Here is a 16,306-nt window from a genome sequence, read left to right as displayed (position 1 = left end):
CTCAATACGACAGATATTTTTTGAGCAACATAGCCTCTATCGGCGTTTTGCTTCGAGTTTTTCGATAAACTTTTCTTGCTGCCAGTTCCATCATCCCGTTAAAGGCAACAAAAAAGGAGAACCAATTTCTTGATTCTCCTTCTGTTAAGTAGCGGGAGCCAGACTCGAACTGACGACCTTTGGGTTATGAGCCCAACGAGCTACCAACTGCTCCATCCCGCAATATATCTTAAGTATTTTTAGTCTCTTTGAACGTACATTTTTGACAATCTTGTCTCAAATGCGGATGCAAATATAATGGATGTTTTCAGAAAATCAAAATGATTGTGATTTATTTTGAAATATCTTCACCTCGTTAAAAAGTCTTAATTTCAGAGCTTCGAAATAGGCAATCATCGAATTGTTGCTAATTTTGTTGCTGCAAAATCGGAGAATGGCAAAAAAGGAAAAAAAGAAAAAGCTAATTGAAAAGCTCAAAAACCGTTACAGGTTAATCATTTATAACGATTCAACCTACCAAACGGCATGGAGTATAAAGTTAACACGACTCAAGGTTTTTACCTTTTTCGGGATTGGCGGATTACTTCTCATTCTTTTCACCATCCTAATGATTGCTTATACACCAATCCGCGAATTCATTCCAGGCTATCCCTCATCCGAAGTTCGGCAATTAATTGTGCACAATGCGGTTTTGGTCGACTCATTGGAAGAACAATTGCAAATCAGAGACAACTACTTCGAAAAAATACGAACTTTAATTGAAGGAGATGTCCCACAGGATCCTGATTTTGTTACTGATACAGCCATCCCCCAAAACAATTTGCAAATCAATTACTATAACCACGATTCGGTTTTCAAACAAAAAATACTGGAAGAGCAACTCAACCTGTCCATTCAAAAAGAAAACCCCCAAAACAGAAACATTGCCAACATCCATTTTTTTGTTCCATTGAAAGGAATGATCACCAATAAATTCGATGTCCAATCCGATCATCGGGCTGTTGATGTTGTTGGATTACCAAATTCGAGGATCTCAGCGGTGCTGGATGGCACGGTAATCTTTGCGGGGTGGACAGCCGAAACCGGTTATGTCATCTATCTGCAGCACGAAAATGACTTAGTGTCGGTCTACAAACACAATGCTGAGTTGCTAAAAGATGTTGGAGACCAGGTAAAAGCGGGTGAAGCGATCGCGATTATGGGAAATACCGGAGAGTTGACTACTGGCCCACACCTTCATTTTGAACTCTGGAATCGCGGTATCGCTATCGACCCCGAAAAATACATTGACTTTTAAACCTAGCCATGAAAAAACGTATTGCTATTTTAGGATCAACCGGATCAATTGGAACGCAAACATTGGAAGTCATTGCTCAAAACCCCGATCAATTTGAAGTGGAAGTTTTGACAGCCAATAATAACATTGGTCTGCTGGTTGAACAAGCAAAGAAACACCAGCCCAATATGGTGGTGGTCGCCAATCACTGCCGTTACGAAAAGCTTGCCGAAGCATTGAAAAATGAGCCAATTAAAATATTTGCCGGCAAGGAAGCTCTGGAACAAGTGGTTCAGTTGGATACTATAGATCTGGTGGTGACCGCGATGGTTGGCTATTCTGGATTAATTCCAACTTTAAAAGCAATTGAAGCAGGTAAACACATCGCACTGGCCAACAAGGAAACACTAGTCGTAGCCGGTGAAATTATTACTCGTGAGGCTTTGAAAAATAAAGTCAGTATTTATCCGGTTGACTCCGAACATTCAGCCATCTTTCAGTGTTTGGCAGGGGAACACATGAATGAGATTGAAAAAATTTATTTGACCGCTTCCGGAGGCCCATTTCTAAATTACAGCCAGGAGCAACTAGAAAAAGCAACTAAGGCTGATGCATTGAAACATCCAAATTGGGACATGGGTGCCAAAATCACAGTAGATTCGGCCAGTATGATGAATAAGGGATTTGAGGTAATTGAAGCCAAATGGCTATTCGACTTAAGACCGGAGCAGATTGATGTAATCGTTCATCCGCAAAGCATTATTCATTCTCTGGTTCAATTTCGTGATGGTTCGATGAAGGCCCAAATGGGACTTCCGGATATGAAATTGCCCATTCAATATGCCATGAATTTTCCCAAACGGCTACCTTCGAATTTCGAGCGATTTAACTTTATCGACTACCCAAAACTGACTTTTGAACAGCCGAATACAAAAAAATTTCGTAACCTTGCACTCGCATTTGAAGCCTTGAAAGCAGGGGGCAATTTACCATGTATTTTGAATGCCGCAAACGAAGTTGTGGTGCAAGCCTTTTTAAAAGAAAAAATACGCTTTGTTGATATGCCCGATCTGATTGAAGAAAGCATGCAAAAAGTAAGTGCCATAAAAAATCCGGTTTTAGACGACTATATTCAAACTGATAAAGAAACACGATTGTTAACGACTTCGATCATTAAACAACGAAGTAAATTAAAGCTATAAAAGAAGAATGGAACAAGTATTTATAAAAGCAGCACAATTGATTTTAAGTTTATCCATTTTAGTGGTATTACACGAATTTGGACACTTTGCTTTTGCCCGCCTGTTTAAAACCCGGGTCGAGAAATTCTACCTGTTTTTTGATCCTTGGTTTGCCTTGTTTAAAACAAAACGCGGCGAAACCGAATATGGAGTTGGCTGGCTACCACTGGGCGGCTATGTGAAAATTTCCGGGATGATTGATGAGTCGATGGACAAAGAAGCCATGCAACTGCCACCTCAACCACACGAATTTCGATCAAAAAAACCATATCAGCGTCTACTTATTATGCTTGGTGGAGTGATGATGAATTTTATTTTTGCTTTCGTGATTTACATTGGAGTACTTTACGCTTGGGGAGAGCAGTTCTTACCCAACGAAAATGTCACCCATGGAATCATGGTATCCGAAACCGGGGAAGAAATCGGACTTGAAGATGGAGATCAAATTTTATCGGTCGACGGCAATTACATCGACAATTTCAACAAAATCATACCAACTGTTATTCTTGACAATGCAAAAACCATCCAGGTTTTAAGAGATGGGAAGCAAGTTGAAGTTGAGGTTACTGATGATGATTTAGCAACACTTATAAAAAGCAGCCGCGTAATCAGCCCCAGAGGATTTTTCCATGTAAAAGTAGCCAAAGTTGAAGAAGGTTATCCAGCCAAAGCTGCCGGTCTGCAGAAAGATGACGTATTTGAAGGAATCGACGGAAAAGAATTTACCTACTACGACGAATTTTTAAACTACATCAAATCGCATAAAAACGAAAAGATTGAGCTTGCAGTTAATCGGGATGGAAAGTCACTAACAATTCCTGTAACTGTTCCTGAAGATGGGATTACCGGATTTCAGGCAAAACCACAAGAAGAAGCGTTTAGTTACCTTCAATTTGAGACCATTGAATATGGCTTTTTGGAGTCTATCCCAGCTGGCTTTTCCCGTGGAGTAAACACCGTAAAAGATTACCTGAAGCAATTCAAACTCATATTTTCTCCAAAAACAAAGGCCTACGAATCTCTCGGTGGATTTATTGCCATTGGAAATATTTTTCCCGGAGCGTGGGATTGGTATTCATTCTGGAACATGACCGCCTTCCTGTCTATTATTCTGGCAATTATGAACCTACTTCCGATTCCGGCATTAGACGGAGGACATGTCACCTTCCTGCTTTACGAAATTGTTTCAGGACGCAAGCCTGGTGAAAAATTCATGGAATACGCACAAATTACCGGCATGGTCATTTTACTTAGCCTGGTGCTCTTTGCCAACGGAAATGATATCTTCAAACTAATTAATCAGTATTTTTAAATAAGGAATTAAGAAGCGATTGTTTTTTTTCTATTTTTGTAGAAACCATTTAAACGTTAAACTATGTATTTATCAATTATCTGCGGCATGTTTGGCCCTCAAGAAATAATCATCATATTAGTCATTGTATTACTTTTATTTGGCGGCCGCAAAATTCCTGAACTAATGAAAGGACTGGGAAAAGGAATGAAGGAATTTAAGAATGCCACCAAAGAAGACGAGGAGCAACCAGAAACAAAAAAAGATTCTGAAAAAAAATAAAGAACAAGATTTATACTGAAATGAAATCCCGTTTACATGACGGGATTTTTTTATGGTAAGATTTTTGTAGATTTAGCTGCAAAACTCAGATTCTGATAACTATGAAACGAATATTTTCCTCAACTTTTTTATTGGTCGTAATGGCTGCATTGCTGTTCACTTCGTGTGACGACCAAACCAATATGCGTAAAAAAATTACCGGCAAAGCCGGCGAATTAGTGGTGGTAGTACCTGATGCAACCTGGAAAGGTGAAACTGGAAAACGATTCCGGGAAATACTGGCGCAACCTCAGCTTGCCTTACCACAAGATGAGCCAATTTTTGACCTGATACAGGTTCCCCCAAATGCTTTTGGCGAAATTTTTAAAACAACCAGAAATATCATCCGTGTCAAAATATCGACGACCGTTGATTCTTCACAAGTACGGTTCAGAAAAGACATATGGGCCTGGCCGCAATCTGTCGTGGATATTAACGCGCGATCAACCGAAGATTTCAATCAGCTGCTCGAGCGACATTCGGATCGGATTATTGCATTTATGCTAAAAGCGGAGCGTAGCCGCCTACAAATGAATTATAGGAATTACAGCGACAAGGCAGTAAAGAACACGATCAAGGAGAAATTTAACATCGACATAACTATTCCTCCAGGCTTTAAAGTGACACTTCAGAGAGAAAATTTTGCTTGGGTTCGTTATGAAACACCGGAGATCAGTCAAGGAATTATCATTTACACCTATCCATACAAGTCGGACAGTACATTTACGAAAGATTTCTTACTAAACAAAAGAGACTCGATACTGAAAGCACATGTTGAAGGCCCGGCCTCGGGGAGCTACATGACAACCGAGCATCGGATACCTCCGGTTTTTAATGTGTTGGAACATAATGGCAACTATGCTGCCGAGATGCGTGGATTATGGCGTGTTGAAGGTGATTTCATGGGCGGGCCATACGTCAACTTATCGGTATTAGACGCCGCCAATAACCGCATTGTTGCCCTTGACGGTTACGTTTATGCTCCACGTTTCGACAAACGCAACTACCTGCGTCAAGTGGAAGCTATGATTTATTCATTGAAGCTACCCGACCAGAAAAAGAATGATAAAATCAAAAGCCAAATAGACATGGGAAATTAACAGCAAAAAAAAATAAAAAGAAAGGGAATTGTGTGGATCACACAATTCCCTTTCTTTTTGCTGTAATCTTGTAATTGACTCTTGTAATACGACTTGATTTGAAAGCATTAACTGCTTTTTCATGCAACCGGGATCAAATCCCGAATTTATGTTTCTTTCGCCCTCTGGGAGTGTTATCGTATAAGAAGTTTCCTGTTGAGTTTCCCAAAATTTACTTCAAGCAACTTTTGGTATTTCTTACTTTTTCATCATCCAGCTTTAATCTTCTTCGCGATAAACCAGTTCGGTTTTGCCATTTTTATCACCTAACTCCCATGTTTCGATCATAAATAGAACAAGTCAGTTTAAGACTTACAATCAAGATAACATCTATTACATCTTTTGATTTTGTTCAAATAGACAATAGTTACTCATCCAAGTCATTTTTCAGTTGAAAATATTCTATTTTTGATCACTTAAACAAGATTTGTATTTTTTAGTTTAAGTGCAAAACGAATTAATTAGCATGACCGAAACATCATCTTATTTTCCGGCTGAATGGGAGAAACAAAGTGGCGTTCAACTAACCTGGCCCGATACTCAGACCGACTGGAACTCAATCCTCGGAGAGGTACTTCCCGTTTATGAACAAATTGCCAGAGAAATTCTAAAGCGCGAAAAGCTCTTGATTGTTTGCCGTGATAAAAATTCACTTCCCGACTTTCTTCAAGATGATAATGAGCAGCTGATTATTCAGGAGATGCCCATCAACGACACCTGGGCCAGGGATCATGCAGCAATTACAATTATTGAAAATGGGCAACCAGCACTACTCAATTTCCGCTTTAATGGTTGGGGAATGAAATTTCCGGCAAACCACGACAACCAAATTACGTCAACTCTTTACCAACAAAAAGCTTTTCGGGAAGGAATTCAGTTACATGACCTTTCATATTTCACCTTCGAAGGCGGAGCGATTGAAAGTAATGGTGCCGGCTGTGCATTAACAACCAGCGAATGCCTGCTATCAAAAAACCGCAACGAACATTTAAGTCAAACAGCTATTGAGTTTTTGCTGAAAAAAACCATGCATATTGAAAAAGTGCTTTGGTTACATCATGGTTTCTTAGCCGGCGATGACACTGACAGCCACATTGATACGCTGGCTCGTTTTTGCAATAAAAACACAATTGCTTATATCAAATGCACCAACACGCAGGATCTTCATTATGACGCACTCCAAAAAATGGAAGCAGAACTAAAACAACTGACTGATCAAAATGGTCAGCCATTTCAGCTCGTTCCACTACCCTTTCCCGATCCAATATACGATGAAGACGGGGAGCAACTACCCGCAACTTATGCGAATTTTCTGATACTGAACAAGGCCGTGCTGCTTCCTGTTTATGAAGTAAAACAGGATTTGGATGCTATCGAAACCATAAAAAAGCTGTTTCCTGAACATGAAATTGTGCCGATAAACAGCCGTCCGTTGGTTAAACAGCACGGATCAATTCATTGCATCAGCATGCAGTTTCCAATTGGCGTACTCTAATTATAAAGAAACAAATGACAGCAAATAAAATTAAAGTTGGACTCATACAACAAAGCAATACCGGAGATATCGATCAGAACAAAGCAAAACTAGCTCGAAACATTGCCGACTGTGCCAAACAGGGAGCCGGGCTTGTTGTGCTTCAGGAGCTGCACAACAGCCTCTATTTTTGCCAAACAGAGGAGGTCAATTCGTTCGATCTCGCTGAACCAATTCCAGGCCCGTCAACTCAATATTATTCTGCATTAGCAAAAAAACACCAGCTGGTGTTGGTCACTTCCCTGTTCGAAAAGAGAGCCGCCGGCATCTATCACAATACAGCGGTTGTTTTTGAAAAAGATGGAAGCATCGCCGGTAAATATCGTAAAATGCATATTCCGGATGATCCGGGCTTTTATGAAAAATTCTACTTCACACCGGGCGATTTAGGCTTTCATCCCATTGAAACGTCTATTGGCAAACTAGGCGTATTGGTGTGCTGGGATCAGTGGTATCCTGAGGCTGCCCGCTTAATGGCTATGGCTGGTGCCGAGATGCTCATTTATCCCACTGCAATTGGATGGGACCCACGTGATGACGAGCAGGAAAAAGATCGCCAACGCAACGCCTGGATTACCATTCAGCGTTCGCACGCAGTGGCTAATGGTGTGCCGGTAATCAGCGTCAACCGGGTTGGACACGAAGGCGATCCGTCGCAGCAATCAGAAGGAGTTCAGTTTTGGGGTAATAGCTTTGTAGCCGGACCGCAGGGTGAATTTTTACAACAAGCACCCACCGATACAGAACAAAATTTGTTGGTTGAAGTAGACTTAACCCGATCCGAAGATGTACGACGCATCTGGCCATTTTTCCGCGATCGCAGAATTAGCAGCTATGCCGATATTACCAAACGTTTTTTAACCGACTAAAAGAAGTCTTCAAACTCAGCCGGTTTCTTGCTGGTGTCATTTTGCTCATCGCAATCCAAATCCATAATGAAGTTGGTTGGCTTTTCAAACTCGTGGTCGGGTTTGTACTCGAGCGATTTGTCGGCATACACCTTCTTCATAAACCTCCCCCAAACCGGCAAGGCCATGTTAGCTCCCTGTCCGGTTGAGATGTCATCGAAGTGGATGCTTCGCAAATCTGCACCAGTCCAGACACCGGCTGCAATTTGTGGCGTCACTCCCATAAACCACCCATCAGAATGGTTCTGTGTTGTTCCTGTTTTTCCAGCAATAGGTCCTTGAATTTGTCCATAAACCGGATGCCAACGAACACGTCCTCCGGTTCCGCCATCAATCACTCCACGAAGTAGATTGATCATCAGATAAGCCGTTTGTTCATCAATAGCATCGTGCCGTTCAGGACGGAAGCGGGCAATTACATTCCCATGTTTGTCTTCAATATGAGTAACAAAAATGGGCTGGGTATAAACGCCTTTATTGGCAAAAGTTCCATAAGCGCCCACCATTTCATATAAGGTAATATCCGATGTTCCTAAGAACATGGATGGCACCGGATCAATTTTACTATAAACACCCATTTTTTCCATCACATCAACCACCGATTGTGGATTATATTGTTTCATCACCCAGCCTGAAATATTATTCACCGAATTAGCTAGTCCCCACTTTAGGGTAACCATTTCGCCTTCACGCTCACTTCCCGAGTTTTTAGCTTCCCAAATAGTTCCATCCGGCATGACGAATTGCTGGCGAACGTTGGGCACTTTAGTACATGGCGATAATCCGTTTTGCATCGCCAGTGTGTACATAAATGGTTTCACGGTCGATCCAACCTGGCGCTTTCCTCCCTTCACCATGTCATACATAAAGTGCCTGTAATTAGGTCCACCAACATAAGCCCGAACCTGCCCGGTTGCCAAATCCATAGCCATAAACGAAGAGCGGAAATAACTGAGATAATGTCGAATTGAATCCAATGGAGTCATAATTGTATCCTTATCGCCCTTCCAGGTGAAAATCTCCATTTCAACGGGTTGCTCAAACACCTTGCGAATTTGGTTAAAGTTTTTTCCTTCCAATCTCAAGACTCGATAACGCTCACTTTGCCGGATTTTCCGGTTCAACAAGTCGTCGACTTCTTCGTCATCCATATCTCCCGAGAAAGGGGGATTTTCAAGAGATTTTAAATGTTTATTGAAATCTGGCTGCAAATCCAGTTTTAAATGATCCTCAACAGCTTCCTCTGCATACCGTTGCATTCGCGAATCAATTGTCGTATAAATCTTCAATCCATCTTCGTACAGATCATAGTTGGTCTCATCCGGTTTGAAATTCTTTTGGCACCATCCAAACAAGGGGTTAGTCTCCCATTCAACCGAATCTTCTTCATATTTTATTTGTTGCCACGAAGCATATTTGCTACGCTCCGGTTTCGAGGCTCCCATCGTTATCCGCAAATATTCGCGGAAATACGGAGCAAGTCCACTTTTAAAGTCTTCCTTCTGATAGTTCAGACCTAGCGGGAGTGCACTGATGGAGTCGTAAGCTTGCTGATCAATGTATCCATATTTTTGCATTTGAGCCAATACCGTATTTCGTCTCCTTTTTGTTAGCTCCGGGCGGCGCAACGGATTATAAAGGGAAGAGTTTTTCGCCATTCCAACAAACATGGCAGCCTGATGCATTTTCAGTGAATCCGGCTCTATATTGAAATAAATACGCGAAGCAGATTTAATTCCGACAGCAAGGTTCAAAAAATCATACTTATTTAAATACATCGTCAGTATTTCTTCCTTTGTATAGCTTTTCTCCAGCTTAACCGCAATCACCCATTCCTTAAATTTACGTAGTACTAACTCGAGCTTACTCTCAAATTGCTGGCGTGGGAAAAGCATTTTAGCCAATTGTTGGCTAATTGTACTACCACCTCCAGAGCTGCTATCGCCGGTGATTACTCCCTTCACAACACGTAACAGCCCGCGCAAGTCAATTCCTGAATGGCTGTAATAGCGAACATCTTCGGTCGCAACCAATGCTTCAATTAGCTCAGGAGGCAAGTTATCATAATTAACATAACTCCGATTTTCCCTAAAATATCGACCCAACACCTTGTGGTCGCGAGAAATAACATCTGAAGCTAACAAACTTTGAGGATTTTCCAGCTCGCGAAAAGTAGGCATCTCCCCCATTTTGCCCTTCGCAATAAAAAAGAACAGTCCGAAAACCATCAACAGCCCCAAAAAGAATAGCGACCAAAATCCGTACGTATATTTTTTAAAATTCTTCTTCTCTTTTTCCATCCGAAAATTGTATAGTGAGTATTGGAGACAAATATAACGAAAGGAATAAGAATATTATTTTTTACTATTTCAAAACGAGAGGGGGAATTTCACTTTACTCCCCCCAATCGTGATCAGAGCGCTAAATTTTTAGTTAATTTATTTGGTCTGATTTTCAACACTCAGCAAGCTATCAATGAGGACTAAAGGGCAATAAAATAATCATTATCAAACAAATAAGAAATCAAGAATCTTCAGTTAAAATTTGAAGATCGTCAAGCATTTTCTTTTATTTGCAGAAATTTTTAGAAAATAGGAGGTTTTTATGAGTGAGAATCTGGTTATTGTTGAGTCCCCTGCCAAAGCGAAGACAATTGAGAAATTTCTAGGCAAAGATTATCTGGTCACATCTAGCATGGGACATATTAGAGACCTCGAAAAAAAGGATTTTGGGATTGATATGGAAAACAATTATACACCTAAGTATATTGTTTCACCCGATAAAAAGAAAATAGTTACAGAACTGAAGAAGTTAGCCAAGGATGCCAAGATGGTTTGGATCGCCTCCGATGAAGACCGCGAAGGAGAAGCAATAGCCTGGCACTTGAAAGAAGTTCTGAAGTTGAAGCCTGAAAAAACAAAACGAATTGTCTTTCACGAAATTACAAAGGATGCCATTCTGCGGGCCATTGAAAATCCACGGCCGATAGACGAAAATCTGGTTAACGCTCAACAAGCTCGACGCATTTTAGACCGTATTGTAGGTTTTGAAGTTTCGCCAGTGCTTTGGAAGAAAGTAAAACCTTCGCTTTCTGCTGGTCGGGTTCAGTCAGTTGCCGTTCGTTTGATTGTGGAGAGAGAACGGGAAATTATAAATTTCCAAAGCAAATCAAGCTTCAGGGTTACTGCAGCTTTTCTGGTTCCTGATAAAAATGGTAATGCGGTAGAACTAAAGGCAGACCTTAAAAAACGGTTAGAAACCAAAGAGGAGGCACAAGCATTCCTTGAAAAGTGCAAAACGGCAGATTTCAGCATTGCCGATATCACCACCAGACCATCGAAAAGAACACCGGCTGCCCCATTTACAACTTCAACCTTGCAGCAGGAAGCCAGTAGAAAACTAGGCTTTTCGGTTTCCCAAACCATGGCAGTTGCCCAGCGTTTGTACGAAGCAGGTAAAATTACCTACATGCGTACTGACTCGACCAACTTGTCATCATTGGCCATCAACTCGGCAAAGAGTCAGATTATTAATTCACTCGGAGAAAAATACCACAAGGTTCGTCAATACAAAACAAAGTCGAAAGGAGCGCAGGAAGCTCACGAAGCAATCCGACCAAGTTATATGGATCAAGCAGAGGCAGGTGGATCTAACCAGGAAAAGAAACTGTACGAGTTGATATGGAAGCGAACGATCGCCTCACAAATGGCGGATGCGGAACTGGAACGAACAACAATTAATATATCTGTTTCAAACAGTAGCAATTTATTTCAGGCTACCGGCGAAGTAATTAAATTTGACGGGTTTTTGCGTGTTTATATGGAATCGTCTGACAATGAGGACGAAATTGACGACAACAGCACCTTGCTTCCTCCCGTAAAAGAAAACCAACAGCTACGCGCTGAATGGATTGAAGCCACTCAACGGTTTACGCAAAAACCACCGAGATATACCGAAGCAAGCTTGGTGAAAAAGTTGGAAGAACAAGGCATCGGACGTCCTTCAACCTATGCACCAACGATTACGACAGTTCAAAACCGTGGTTACGTAGTGAAGGAAGAACGACCAGGGGTTGAACGAAAATACACACAGCTCTCTTTAATTGGAACTGAATTGAAAGAAGCTGTAAAAACAGAAATAACAGGAGCAGAACGAAATAAACTCTTCCCTACGGATGTGGGCATGGTAGTCAACGATTATCTAGTCAAATATTTTGATAAGATAATGGACTTCAGTTTCACCGCAAAAGTTGAGGTAGAGTTTGATGAAATTGCTGAGGGGAGCAGGGTATGGAATGAAGTTATTGACGAGTTCTACAAACCATTTCACCAAAATGTGGAAAACGCACTGGAAGTTTCTGAACGTACAAACGGAGAACGTGTCTTAGGCGATGACCCGAAAACAGGCAAGCCAATATCTGTTAAAATTGGAAGATATGGCCCATTGGCTCAGCTGGGTGAAACGACAGAAGAAGGTGAAAAGCCCCAGTTTGCCAGTCTCCGAAGTGGCCAGCATTTAGAAACGATAACGCTCGAAGAAGCAATTGACTTGTTTAAACTTCCTCGCGACCTGGGAGAATATGAAGATAAGAAAGTGACGGTTGCGATTGGTCGTTTTGGCCCCTATGTCCGTCACGACAGTAAATTTGTATCACTCGAGAAAGGAGTGGATGACCCATATACAATTGAGCTTCCACGTGCCATTGAGTTGATTGAAGCTAAACGTGAAAAAGATCGTAAAGCGCTTATTAAAACGTTTGACGAGGAACCGGAGTTGCAAATACTCGAAGGTCGCTGGGGACCATACATTAAATACAAGAAAAAGAACTATAAAATTGTAAAAGGCACCGAAGCTGAAAAGCTAAGCCTTGAAGATTGCATGAAAATTATTGAGGAAGGTCCGAAGCCCAAACGCAAAAAGAAAAAATAATATCCAAAGGCAAACGTTAAAATGTTTGCCTTTTTTATTTATTTTCATCCTCAGAAAAAAAATCGAACGAATGGATATTAAGCTTTATCTGAAACCTGTCGACTTTTCAAAATTTAAGCTGCCGGACTGGGCGCAACCCAAATTTAGCTTAGGCACAATTTTAGAAAAAAATCATTCCAAGCTACCGCTGGAAAAAGCGGAGATCATCATAATTGGGGTTGAAGATGATCGAAGTGCCATTGTGAAAGGAAGCTCGAAGGCTCCAAATAAAATTCGTGAGTATTTATATCCATTGAACCGAATTTCCCCCCGATTCAAGATCCTGGATTTGGGCAATATTAAAACTGGCAAAACAATCAACGATACTTATTTTGCTTTAAAAGACGTTTGTGCCAGCCTGATTGGAGCGGGCAAAACAGTCGTGGTATTGGGCGGTAGTCAGGATCTTACATTCGGTATTACAAAAGCATTTGAAGAAACCCCATTCAATTTAGTAAACATAGACCCAAAATTAGATTTTAAAAAGGGGATAAAAACAATCAATTCGGAGACCTATTTGAATTTCATTTTTGAAAAGCAACCAAACCTGTATTCTCAATCTACACTTGGGTATCAGAACTATTTTGTCGACTCACTTGAACTCGACCACAGTTATGAAATGGAAACAGAGAATAAACGACTGGGAGAGATTCGATATGACATGTCTTCCATTGAGCCTTACCTGAGAGATGCAGACATACTTAGTTTTGATCTTAATGCGATTAGGCAACTTGAAGCACCAGGACAATATTTTGGTTCACCAAATGGGTTATATGCTGAAGAAGCATGCCAGGTAGGCCATTACGCAGGAATGGCGGATAAACTAAAGATAGCAGGATTCTTCAACCTGATTCCTCGGCTTGATCAAGGCGATCTGAGTTGCAAACTCATGGCTCAAATTGTTTGGCATTTTCTGGAAGGCTTTTACTTTAAAAAAGTTGAATCTCCATGCGGAACAAATAATGATTTCAATGAATTTATAATAGAAATTGATGATATTGATTTGCCATTGATTTTTTACCAAAGCCAAAAAACAGGGCGCTGGTGGATGAAGATATCCGATGACGATGAAATTATCGAGCGTACATTCTCTTGTTCTGAGGAAGATTATAGAATGGCTGCTCAAAACGATATACCGGATCGCTGGTGGCGAAATATTCGAAAATTAAATCGTATCGTAAAATAAAAGCAGGCCCTATGCGTTCAAAAACTTAGGCACATGATAAAAAAAACATCAGGAAAGATTCATTATTTTCACTTACTTTGGCGCTAGAAATCGGCAGCAACAGCCAGTTTATGAAAAAAATATTTTACTTTTTATTTTTGTTAATATTCGTTAACTTAGCCGCAAATGCTCAGCAAGACCCTCAGTTTAGCTTCAATAAAGAAGCACAGCTGTCGGTGAACCCGGGCTTTGCTGGCAGTAATGATGCAATAACTGGATTAATATTAAACAGATATCAATGGAGTGGCTTCGACGGCACTCCTAAAACACTGTTATTTAGCGTGGAAACAACTGCTAATATATTTGGGAGTACAAGTGGGGTAGGATTAAACATCATTAGTGATGAACTCGGTTTTTCAAAAAATGTTCTCGTAAATCTGAACTATTCTTACCAAACAACAACTAGTATCGGAAATCTCGGTATTGGTACGTCTTTGGGCATGTTCAACAAATCAATTAATGGCGAGTGGATTACTGTTGGAGAAGATGGGATCCTGGGAAATGCCACTGGAGACCGGTTGATTCCTCAAAGTGAAGTCAGTCAAATAACTTTTGATGTTGGACTTGGTCTTTATTTAAAATCAAATGACTATTTTGCGGGTCTCTCAGTGACACATGTCAATCAGGGAGAAATCAAATACGGAGATGGAGGAGAATATTTCCCTCTGCTACGGCACTACTATTTATCAGCTGGGTACAATATTAGTTTGCCCGACCCGTTATTTGAGTTGCGACCTTCGGTTTTTGCAAAATCAGATTTGGCAAGCACCCAGGTTGATTTTAATTTGAGTGTGGTCTACAATAATCGCTTCTCAGGCGGATTAACTTATCGTCTGCAAGATGCGATCGCACTTTTAATAGGAGTAGAATTAAAAAATGGCTTAAACTTAGGTTTAGCTTACGACGTAACAACATCTGCACTAGGTCGATATGGATATGGATCGCAGGAGATTTTCCTGCGTTACTCTGTTGATATCGGCAAGGGAAGATTAAAGAAATATAAGAGTATCAGATTTTTATAAGCTGATTTAACGAAAGCAAAAGTGTAGCTATGAAAAAAATACTTTCTTCAGGTTTAATTATTGCGGCTATCTGGGCATTAACCGGCTGCGGTAAGTCTGGAAATGGAGAGCTAACCGGCGTTCAAGGTCGTGGGAAATGGTTTGAACCAGCTCCCTATGGAATGACTTTTATTCACCGCGGAAGCATAAATATCGGTCCGAACGATCAGGACCCAACTTGGTCGTCAACCCCAACAAAAACAGTCTCCATCGATGCATTCTGGATGGATGACACTGAAATAACAAACAATGAGTACCGCCAGTTTGTGAACTGGGTTCGGGATTCAATTGCACGGACACTAATTGGGGAGCAATATCCTGAATTCATGATCAGTGAAGATCGGGATGGAAACATTATAGATCCCCCTCGCATTAACTGGGATGAGCGGTTGGAATGGAACAATCCGGATTATGTTGATGCGTTAGAGGAGATGTATATTCCTGCAAACGAGCGATTCTTTGGGAAAAAAGAAATTGACGCCCGAAAACTTTTCTATACTTACCATTGGATTGATTATAAGCAAGCGGCAAAATCAGCCAATAAATATAACTACGAAACCGAAAGCTACGAAGGTACCGTATTCGATCAAAATGGAGAAGAACGCCCAATTGAAAACCGTTCCTCTTTTATTTTCAGCGAAACAACATTTGTGCATCCTGATACTTTAGTTTGGATTCGTGATTACACCTACGCTTATAACGAACCGTGGACAAGCAAGTATTTCTGGCACCCGGGTTTCGACGACTATCCCGTAGTTGGTGTTACCTGGAAACAAGCAAAAGCATTCTGTCATTGGAGAACCAAATTGCACAATGAATATCTTGAAGGAGTGGGTGAACCGGTGATCCAAGACTACCGCTTGCCGACAGAGGTCGAATGGGAATATGCAGCAAGAGGAGACAAGGACATTTCAATGTATCCTTGGGGTGGCTATTATACCCGTGATGACGATGGAAAGTTTTTAGCAAACTTCAAGCCGTTCCGTGGAAATTATGTAGAGGATGAAGGGCTGGCAACACTGCGGGTTGGAAACTACGACCCCAATATGTTTGGGCTGTATGATATGGCAGGGAACGTTGCTGAATGGACAATCTCTGCTTATGATGAATCAGCCTACATGTATGTTAATGATTTCAATCCAAATTTTGAATACAACGCACTTCCAAACGATCCTCCTGTAATGAAAAGAAAAGTGATTCGCGGAGGTTCGTGGAAAGATATTTCCGCTTACTTACAAGTTTCAACAAGAAGTTTTGAATACCAAGATACTGCTAAATCTTATGTCGGTTTCCGCTGTGTCAGATCGTCATTTGGTAATGAATTTTAGTCAAACCCTAATCT

General features: G+C 40.9%; 12 protein-coding genes and 1 tRNA gene. 11 read left to right on the top strand and 2 right to left on the bottom strand.

The features are described from left to right. Positions 1-149: 149 nt before the first annotated feature. Positions 150-222 (bottom strand) — tRNA-Met (locus GR929_RS20620). Between the two features lie 211 nt (positions 223-433). Between GR929_RS20620 and GR929_RS20615 the strand changes: the two genes are divergently transcribed. The 7 genes from GR929_RS20615 (at position 434) to GR929_RS20585 (ending at position 7,671) form a co-directional block, all read left to right on the top strand. Beyond that, entirely contained in the window at positions 434-1,297 is an 864-nt protein-coding gene (locus GR929_RS20615) for a M23 family metallopeptidase (protein WP_159523513.1), read from the top strand. An 8-nt stretch (positions 1,298-1,305) separates the two neighbouring features. Further along, positions 1,306-2,478, top strand: a complete 1,173-nt coding sequence (locus GR929_RS20610) for a 1-deoxy-D-xylulose-5-phosphate reductoisomerase (protein ID WP_159523511.1) — start codon at positions 1,306-1,308, stop codon at positions 2,476-2,478. Between the two features lie 7 nt (positions 2,479-2,485). Further along, positions 2,486-3,829 carry an RIP metalloprotease RseP gene (gene rseP / locus GR929_RS20605; protein WP_159523509.1) on the top strand — a complete coding sequence of 448 codons (1,344 nt, stop codon included), beginning with the start codon at positions 2,486-2,488 and terminating at the stop codon, positions 3,827-3,829. Positions 3,830-3,892: 63 nt separating this feature from the next. Next, positions 3,893-4,090, top strand: coding sequence for a twin-arginine translocase TatA/TatE family subunit (gene tatA, locus GR929_RS20600; RefSeq protein ID WP_159523507.1), 198 nt, complete (start codon positions 3,893-3,895; stop codon positions 4,088-4,090). A 101-nt stretch (positions 4,091-4,191) separates the two neighbouring features. Continuing rightward, complete coding sequence (locus GR929_RS20595; RefSeq protein WP_159523505.1) at positions 4,192-5,229, top strand: DUF4837 family protein; 1,038 nt, start codon at positions 4,192-4,194, stop codon at positions 5,227-5,229. Between the two features lie 505 nt (positions 5,230-5,734). Beyond that, positions 5,735-6,763 (top strand): agmatine deiminase family protein, encoded by a 1,029-nt coding sequence (locus GR929_RS20590; RefSeq protein WP_159523503.1) that lies wholly within the window; start codon positions 5,735-5,737, stop codon positions 6,761-6,763. A gap of 14 nt (positions 6,764-6,777) precedes the next feature. Then, the gene (locus tag GR929_RS20585) at positions 6,778-7,671 is read left to right on the top strand and encodes a carbon-nitrogen hydrolase (RefSeq protein ID WP_159523501.1); all 894 of its coding nucleotides are present in this window, start codon (positions 6,778-6,780) and stop codon (positions 7,669-7,671) included. Here GR929_RS20585 and GR929_RS20580 read toward each other — a convergent pair. Beyond that, the gene (locus GR929_RS20580; protein ID WP_159523499.1) at positions 7,668-10,010 is read right to left on the bottom strand and encodes a transglycosylase domain-containing protein; all 2,343 of its coding nucleotides are present in this window, start codon (positions 10,008-10,010) and stop codon (positions 7,668-7,670) included. The genes GR929_RS20585 and GR929_RS20580 overlap by 4 nt on opposite strands. A 304-nt stretch (positions 10,011-10,314) precedes the next feature. Between GR929_RS20580 and topA the strand changes: the two genes are divergently transcribed. From topA to porK, 4 genes are all read left to right on the top strand, one after another. Continuing rightward, entirely contained in the window at positions 10,315-12,639 is a 2,325-nt protein-coding gene (gene topA, locus GR929_RS20575; protein ID WP_159523497.1) for a type I DNA topoisomerase, read from the top strand. A gap of 70 nt (positions 12,640-12,709) precedes the next feature. Beyond that, entirely contained in the window at positions 12,710-13,864 is a 1,155-nt protein-coding gene (locus tag GR929_RS20570) for a formimidoylglutamase (RefSeq protein ID WP_159523495.1), read from the top strand. 110 nt (positions 13,865-13,974) lie between these two features. After that, positions 13,975-14,925: a PorP/SprF family type IX secretion system membrane protein gene (locus GR929_RS20565; protein WP_159523493.1), complete on the top strand. Its 951-nt coding sequence runs from the start codon at positions 13,975-13,977 to the stop codon at positions 14,923-14,925. A gap of 29 nt (positions 14,926-14,954) precedes the next feature. Continuing rightward, a complete protein-coding gene (gene porK / locus GR929_RS20560; protein ID WP_159523491.1) occupies positions 14,955-16,292 on the top strand; it encodes a T9SS ring complex lipoprotein PorK/GldK in 1,338 nt (445 codons plus the stop codon). The last annotated feature ends 14 nt before the right edge of the window (positions 16,293-16,306 follow it).

The sequence above is a fragment of the Sunxiuqinia indica genome, assembly GCF_009847015.1.
Taxonomy (GTDB): domain Bacteria; phylum Bacteroidota; class Bacteroidia; order Bacteroidales; family Prolixibacteraceae; genus Sunxiuqinia; species Sunxiuqinia indica.
This window is presented reverse-complemented; position numbering and strand designations above follow the sequence as displayed.